At 68.4% G+C, this 6,202-nt stretch carries 5 protein-coding genes and 1 pseudogene; 1 reads left to right on the top strand and 5 read right to left on the bottom strand.

Going from position 1 to position 6,202, the window contains the following annotated elements:
* Positions 1-587 precede the first annotated feature (587 nt).
* On the bottom strand, positions 588-1,652 hold the full coding sequence (locus ACI2L3_RS34010) for a hypothetical protein (RefSeq protein WP_404756268.1): 1,065 nt from the start codon (positions 1,650-1,652) through the stop codon (positions 588-590).
* 391 nt (positions 1,653-2,043) lie between these two features.
* Between ACI2L3_RS34010 and ACI2L3_RS34005 the strand changes: the two are divergent.
* Positions 2,044-2,241 (top strand): annotated as a pseudogene (locus ACI2L3_RS34005) (CorA family divalent cation transporter); the annotation flags it as partial.
* A gap of 93 nt (positions 2,242-2,334) precedes the next feature.
* Here the strand turns inward: ACI2L3_RS34005 and ACI2L3_RS34000 are convergent.
* The 4 genes from ACI2L3_RS34000 to ACI2L3_RS33985 form a co-directional block, all read right to left on the bottom strand.
* Positions 2,335-2,940 (bottom strand): hypothetical protein, encoded by a 606-nt coding sequence (locus ACI2L3_RS34000; protein ID WP_404756267.1) that lies wholly within the window; start codon positions 2,938-2,940, stop codon positions 2,335-2,337.
* A 179-nt stretch (positions 2,941-3,119) separates the two neighbouring features.
* Positions 3,120-3,734 (bottom strand): hypothetical protein, encoded by a 615-nt coding sequence (locus ACI2L3_RS33995; protein ID WP_404756266.1) that lies wholly within the window; start codon positions 3,732-3,734, stop codon positions 3,120-3,122.
* Positions 3,731-5,059, bottom strand: a complete 1,329-nt coding sequence (locus ACI2L3_RS33990) for a hypothetical protein (protein ID WP_404756265.1) — start codon at positions 5,057-5,059, stop codon at positions 3,731-3,733. The genes ACI2L3_RS33995 and ACI2L3_RS33990 overlap by 4 nt, the downstream gene beginning before the upstream one ends.
* Positions 5,059-5,871, bottom strand: coding sequence for an ATP-binding cassette domain-containing protein (locus tag ACI2L3_RS33985; protein ID WP_404756264.1), 813 nt, complete (start codon positions 5,869-5,871; stop codon positions 5,059-5,061). The genes ACI2L3_RS33990 and ACI2L3_RS33985 overlap by 1 nt, the downstream gene beginning before the upstream one ends.
* Positions 5,872-6,202 lie beyond the last annotated feature (331 nt).

The following is a 6,202-nucleotide window of genomic DNA, read 5'->3' as shown; positions in this document are numbered from 1 at the left end:
GCCACCCGCTACGACAAAACAGCCCAGTCCTTCGAAGCGGCCGTCACCCTCGCATCACTCCTGATGTGGGCGTGATATTTGACGACAGAACCTAGTACGGCGTCTACGACTGGTCCGGCCTCGAAGACCAGGCGCCGGTGTGGAATCACACATCGTGCAGCCCAACCGGCTGCACGAGCACTCCTCCAAGGCCAAGGCCGTTCTTTCAAGCTCCCGCCTCAGTGGCAGCGTTCCCCGCGGGCTGCAGGCGCTTCTTTCGGGCGCGCAGCGGCCCCGGATCCCGTACTCGGGATCCGGGGCCTTGTGGCCTGAGTCATGGCTGATCGGCCGAGGCCGTAGTCAGTCCCTGGGGGCTCACCAAACGGGCCGCAGCGGGCCGGGCCAGACCTACGCGTTGCGACTACGACGGCGTTGGCGCGCAGCCCAAGCCCGGTCGGCGATGGTTCCGGTGATCAGCGCCGCGATGCCGGCGATGTACCACGGGAGGTCGAGGACCAAGCAGGGGATGACCGCCGCTGCCAGCGCGATCAGATTGAGCCACCAGGGTGTGCGCAGGATGATGGGAGATCCTTCGTGACGGTGACCTGTTAGCACTTCTTCTTGCTCACCTTGCTCAGTTTCCCGTTGCTAGGAAGGATCTTGGTCTGGTAGCAGCCCTTGGAATCAAGCTTCTTCTTCTTGATCTGCTTCAGGACCTTCAGGAGGTTCTTGAGGCCGTTCAGGGATGCCGCACCGCACACCATTTTGGCGATGCCCGCGATCTTCGCCGGAAGCTTCGCGACCGTGCAGGTGTACAGCGACCCAATATATCCAGCGGTGACGATCGTGCTGGACCACACCTTCCATTCCATGCCCCTGGCGGCCAGGTATACACCCCAGCCGAAGCTGATCTTGGGGTCGGCGACAACCGGGAAGGCGGTCTTGCTGTCGAAGTCGACCGTCTGAACGAGTTTGCTGCCCTCGATCCGGTACGCGGTGGGCACAGCATTGCCGTTGGCGTCCGTCGCCCAGGGCGTGTCGATGACCCCATGGGTCACGGTGTCATCGCCGGTCCCGGACGAGATCAGAATGCGGTTGTTTTCCAGCGTGCTCAACGATGCTCCGGCGGGGAGCTTCAAGTCGGTGGTGTACTCACGAGGAGCCTTGGCGTTCTTGATGACCTGGAAGATGCTGGCGGCGCCCTCGGTGTTGGGCTGGGCGACGGTGTCGACCGGGCCGTCGGGGTTGTGGTAGACGACGTTGCCGTTCACGTTGACGCCGCGCGGCTGTGCGGTGGGCAGGGCGATGCCCAGGGTGCCGTGGTCGTTCGACTTCACGGAGACCGTGTCGTCGCCACTCCGGGGAAGCCCGACGGTGTTGCCCTCGCTGGTGGCGATAGCCGCGTACTTGCTGTCGCTGGTGGTCGCGGCGGTGACGTCCGCGGCATCGAGTGCGGAGTTGACCGCGCCGAGAGCCTTGAGCTCCGGCGTGAGCTTCCACTTGGTGTCTATGGTGAAGGTCACCGGCTCGGACCACCCGGAGCTCCAGTGCGTGCCGTCGTCCGTCGTGGTGCGGAAGGTGTACGTCTTGCCGTTGACCAGCTTGCCTTCCGGGACGACGACCTGGGACGTCGTGCCGATGGCGTGCCATAGCCAACGGAACGTCGCTGCCACCGGATGCTCGCCCCGCCCAGCACGCCATCATCGGTCCTCCGGCCCGCCCGGTTCATCACGCGCAATGTCCAGAAGGCGCTGTCGCCGAGACCAGACCGTCGACCGCAACCAGTCGGCCGATTAACTGTTACGGACTCAGGCCACACCCGTTCAGCGAGCACGCACAGTGAAGGGTGCGTGGAACCGGCGCCTAACCGGTGAGTAATGTTTGCACTCCGTTGGCCCCCTCAGCAAAGGGCCACCCCTGGGGAGAATGTGGGGAGTTTGGCTGCCCTGGGGAGCGCCTGGGGAGAATCGACCACGTAAAGCTGGCGAACCCTGAAAGCACCTGAAAGGTGCTCCCGCCCAGGCCAGAGGGCCCGCTGGGCACATAACACCAGGTCAGAACCTCCAGGGCGAAGACTTCAAAAAGATCTCGTCCTGGGCGGCCATCCTCTTCGCCCCCACCCTGGTCGGCACGATCTACGGCATGAACTTCGACACGATGCCGGAGCTGAGCTGGGCGCTCGGCTATCCCTTCGCGATCCTGCTGATGGCGGTGGTATGCGTGAGCCTGTACTTCATCTTCAAGCGACGGGACCGGCTGTAGTCCCCACACTCCCGTCCGCCTCCAGCCGGGAGGAAGAGGACCAGGCCTCCACCCGCACCAATAAGGGTGCGCGGTGGCGGCCGGCCGCAGGTCCTAGCCGCAGGGGATCACGTAGCGGACGGGCCTCCAGTCACCGTAGGCGTCCGAGCTGTAGGCGCGCGGCGTCTTGTAGACCAGGGTGCCGCTGGGGTTGTACATCCGGGCCCGGCGGCTCTCCACGTTCCGGGTCTGGTCGTTGACCCAGGAACCCCCCGCGCCCCATGTGGACACGTAGTACTTGGTGTTGCACTGGCGCATCTTGATGATGGTGCCCTGGAACTCGTTCTTCTGGTAGGCACAGAAGTTCCCGGATACGCCCGGAACGTCCAGGCACGGGTCGGCGGCGGCGCGCATCCCGTTGCCCGAGGCGAAGTCGCGCGGGTGGGCCTCGCCCGGCAGGGCGACGAGGACCTCGCCCTTGCCGTTGAGGTCGATCTTGTTGAGCGCGACCTGGGTGCCGCCCATCTTCTTCAGGTAGCGGTCCACGTCCGCCTGCAGCGCGGTGGTCTGCGCGCTGGTCAGGCGCGCGGACTCGGCCTGCTGGGCGAAGCGCGAGGCCGTGGACGGCCCCGATCCGGCCTCTGCCGTGCCCACGCCCGCGACGAGCATGAGCAACCCGCCCACCGCCGCAGTGGCTACGCGACCCTTCGTGACTGCCATGAATTTCCCCCTGGATCTTCGCGGTTCTCTGCTGAAGCCGCCGCCCTTCGCGGCGCCCCAGAAGGTTCCCATCGGAGGTAAGTGACTTCCTCAACCCTGGAGTTGAGTCGGGGTAAACCTTCGCGGTAAGCGCTACGGATGACGGCAGTTCGGGACGGGCTCGGCATTCCCGTATGGGGTCACTGCTCCGCCCGCTCCGTCTGCCGCGGCCCGCCCGTCGTCGCGGCGGCCGCGCCCGTCAGCCACAGCGTTGCGGCCACGGCGGCGGCCGATGTGCTGGAGGAGGCGTGCAGGGACCAGGCCCACGGTTCCGGGGAGTTGGCGCTGTCGACGCCGAGCAGGAGTGTGGGGCCGAACATGCCGAGCGGCAGCAGCCAGGCGAGACCGCTGCCGAAGAGGCGGGCGCTGAGCATGGCGAGGCCGAGGTAGCCGACGGCGTTGCGGGCCGCGGAGGCGTAGACCTGTGCGGTCGCGCCGGTGAGCAGCGGCAGTGCGCTGAGGGCCAGGGCCAGGGCGAGCAGCACCGTCACGTACCCGGCCTTCAGGCGGCTCATCGGCTGGGCCGCCGTCTGTTCCAGGTCGGCCATCGGTGAGAACAGCGTGGTGGCCAGGATCACCGCGTGGGCGAGCGGCACGACTTCGGCCACCGGCACGCTGAAGTCGACCAGGTAGCGGAATTCGGGCACCGCTACCCGCTGTCCCGCGAACGCGGTCGCCGCGAGCGCGATCAGCAGCGCCACGCCCGCGGCTCGGGGCAGGCCGCGGCAGCGGATGGCAGCGAGTACCCCGTTCACCGTGGCGCCTCCGGACGGGGCGGAGGTGACGGAAGTTCTGGAACCGGGCGGCAGGCGCGGATGTTCTGCGCCGCCTCCCCTATCCACGTATCCCGCTTCGCCGCCGGGGCTCCGGTGACCCGGGCCAGAGCGCGGCCGAACCGCTCCCCGTAGTACTCACCGGGCACTCCGGCGCGGGCGCGGACCACGGCTTCGAAGAGGAAGGTGTCGGGGTAGCCGCCGGTCTTCCGCAGGACGTGCGGTCCGCAGTCGGGGGACTCCGGCTGTGGCAGGGCCGCCGTGAACAGGGCGTCGGTCAGATCGGCCTGTGTCTCCGCGGGGGACATCAGGGACAGCTCGGCGGTGCGGCCCGCGGGGCGCTCGAGGCCGCTCGCGTAGAAGGAGCGGTTGAGTCCCTTGAGGGCGCCGAGTCGCGTGTCGACCGTCTTCACCGCGGCGCGCGCCTTGGGCAGCAGGTGGCGGTCGTCCGGCCAGAGGCACACCTTCGTACGTCCACTGGCGGCGCAGAGCTGGCGGGCCGGCTGGGCCTTGCGCACCGCCCAGTACGAGTCGGGCGCCGGTGTACGGGAGGTGACCAGTACACCGCCCGTGATGACGGCGGCGAGGAAGAGCGCCCCGAGCACGGCCGGGCTCACGGCGAGCGTCGCGCGGCGGCGCAGTGCGGGCAGCGCGGTCAGGAGCAGGCCGAGCGCCACGCACCACGCCACCGCCGTCAGCATGCGCGCCGTGTTCGGCTCGAACTCCGCGCTCCAGAATTCGTCTATCGCCGGGAACAGCTTGTCCAGCGCGGTGTCAGGGACGAACGCGGCGACGACGAAGAGCCCGTACCAGAAGATTCCCGCGAAGGGCGCGACCACGCGGGACGGCAGCGCCGAACCGATGGCGACTCCCGCGGCGATCTGCAGGCCCATCATCGCGGCCCCGAGCAGCAGCGGCGTCCAGGCGGGGTCGCTGACGTCGCTGACCTCCGCGGTCCGCGAGAACGCGACGGCCACGAGCACGGCGTACGCGAGCAGCGCCCACAGCCACACCGCCAGCCACAGCAGCAGCGCCTGCGCCCAGCCGCCCCGTGCCGCGCTGTCCGCCCACACCCTGGTCCGGTGCCGGAAGGCGCGGCCCGCTCCCCAGGCGGCCACCGCGCTCATCACCGAACCCATCACGATCACCGCGTAGAGCTGGACCTGGAGGCTGGTCTGGGTCCACCAGCCGATCCAGTCGCTCTCGGCGGGGCTTTCGGCGGTGAAGTAGTAGACACCGATCGCGCCCATGAGCGCGACGGCCCACTTGGCCTCGCCGCGCCGCATCTCCGTCAGGAGCACACGCATCAGGCCGCCACCGCTTCCGCCCCGGCGAGGTGCAGGTACCCCGCTTCCACGGCTCCCCCGTCGACCTCCCTGGCCTCCTTGCCCGGCAGCGCGCACAGTTCCGCGACCGTCCCCGTGAAGCGGACCGAGCCTTCGAGGAGGACGGCGACCCGGTCGCAGACGTGGGCCACGTCCTCGGTGAGGTGGGTGCTCATCACCACGGCGGACCGCTCGCCCAACTCCCGTATCAGGCTGCGGAACCCGACGCGCTGGGCCGGGTCGAGGCCTACGGTCGGTTCGTCGAGGAGCACCAGGGACGGTTCGTTGACCATGGCCTGGGCGATGCCTACGCGGCGCAGCATGCCGCCGGACAGGGCACCCATCCTGCGGTCGGCGTACTTCTCCATCTGTACGAGGCGCAGCGCGTCCCGGGCCCGGTCGCGCCGCTGGGCGGCCGGCACCTTGCGCAGCCACGCCGCGTACTCGGTGAACTCCAGGACGGTGAAACGGGGATAGAAGCCGAAGTGCTGCGGAAGCACTCCGATCCGCTCCCGGATCCGCCGTACCCCCGCCCGGCCCGGCGCCTCGTCGCCGAGGAGGGTGACCGTCCCGGATCTGGGCCTGCGCGCTGTGCTCAGGAGCGACAACAGGGTGCTCTTTCCTGCCCCGTTGGGGCCGAGGAGGCCGGTGACCCCGGAGGGGAAGGTGAGGGTCACGTCATCGAGGGCGACCGTGGAGCCGTACTGGACGGTCACGGACGCGACCGCCGCGACTGCCTCGACCGGCTCGACCGGCTCGGACCGGGACGCGTCGGCGCCATTGCCAGTAGTCACGTCACGTTCTTCCTGATCAGCTGGGGGAGTACTGATGGAGATCCTTGATCACGCTATGCGTGGAATCTGGGACTCCGCCGGTCAACACCGTGGCTGTGCCGACGATCACAGCCCGGGCCCGTGGCGCGCGAAATTTTCGCGTGCACCGTCGAGTGACAGATAGCGACGCCTTTCTTTCGCGAACCGTCATTTCACGGCATCTGCGGCCAATTTCATCGGCTCAGGAGCGTTCCGGGCTACTGTCCCGCTCACGGAATGTGAGGGGACGAGCGTGAGGAGATGAGGGGGTCGGGAGCTATCGCCGCTCGGCGGAAAGGGCGTGGGGTGCGGT

The organism is Streptomyces sp. NPDC029674, from assembly GCF_044903205.1.
Lineage (GTDB): Bacteria > Actinomycetota > Actinomycetes > Streptomycetales > Streptomycetaceae > Streptomyces.
Note: the sequence above shows the minus strand (reverse complement) of the source record. Positions and strands in the feature narration are given on the sequence as shown.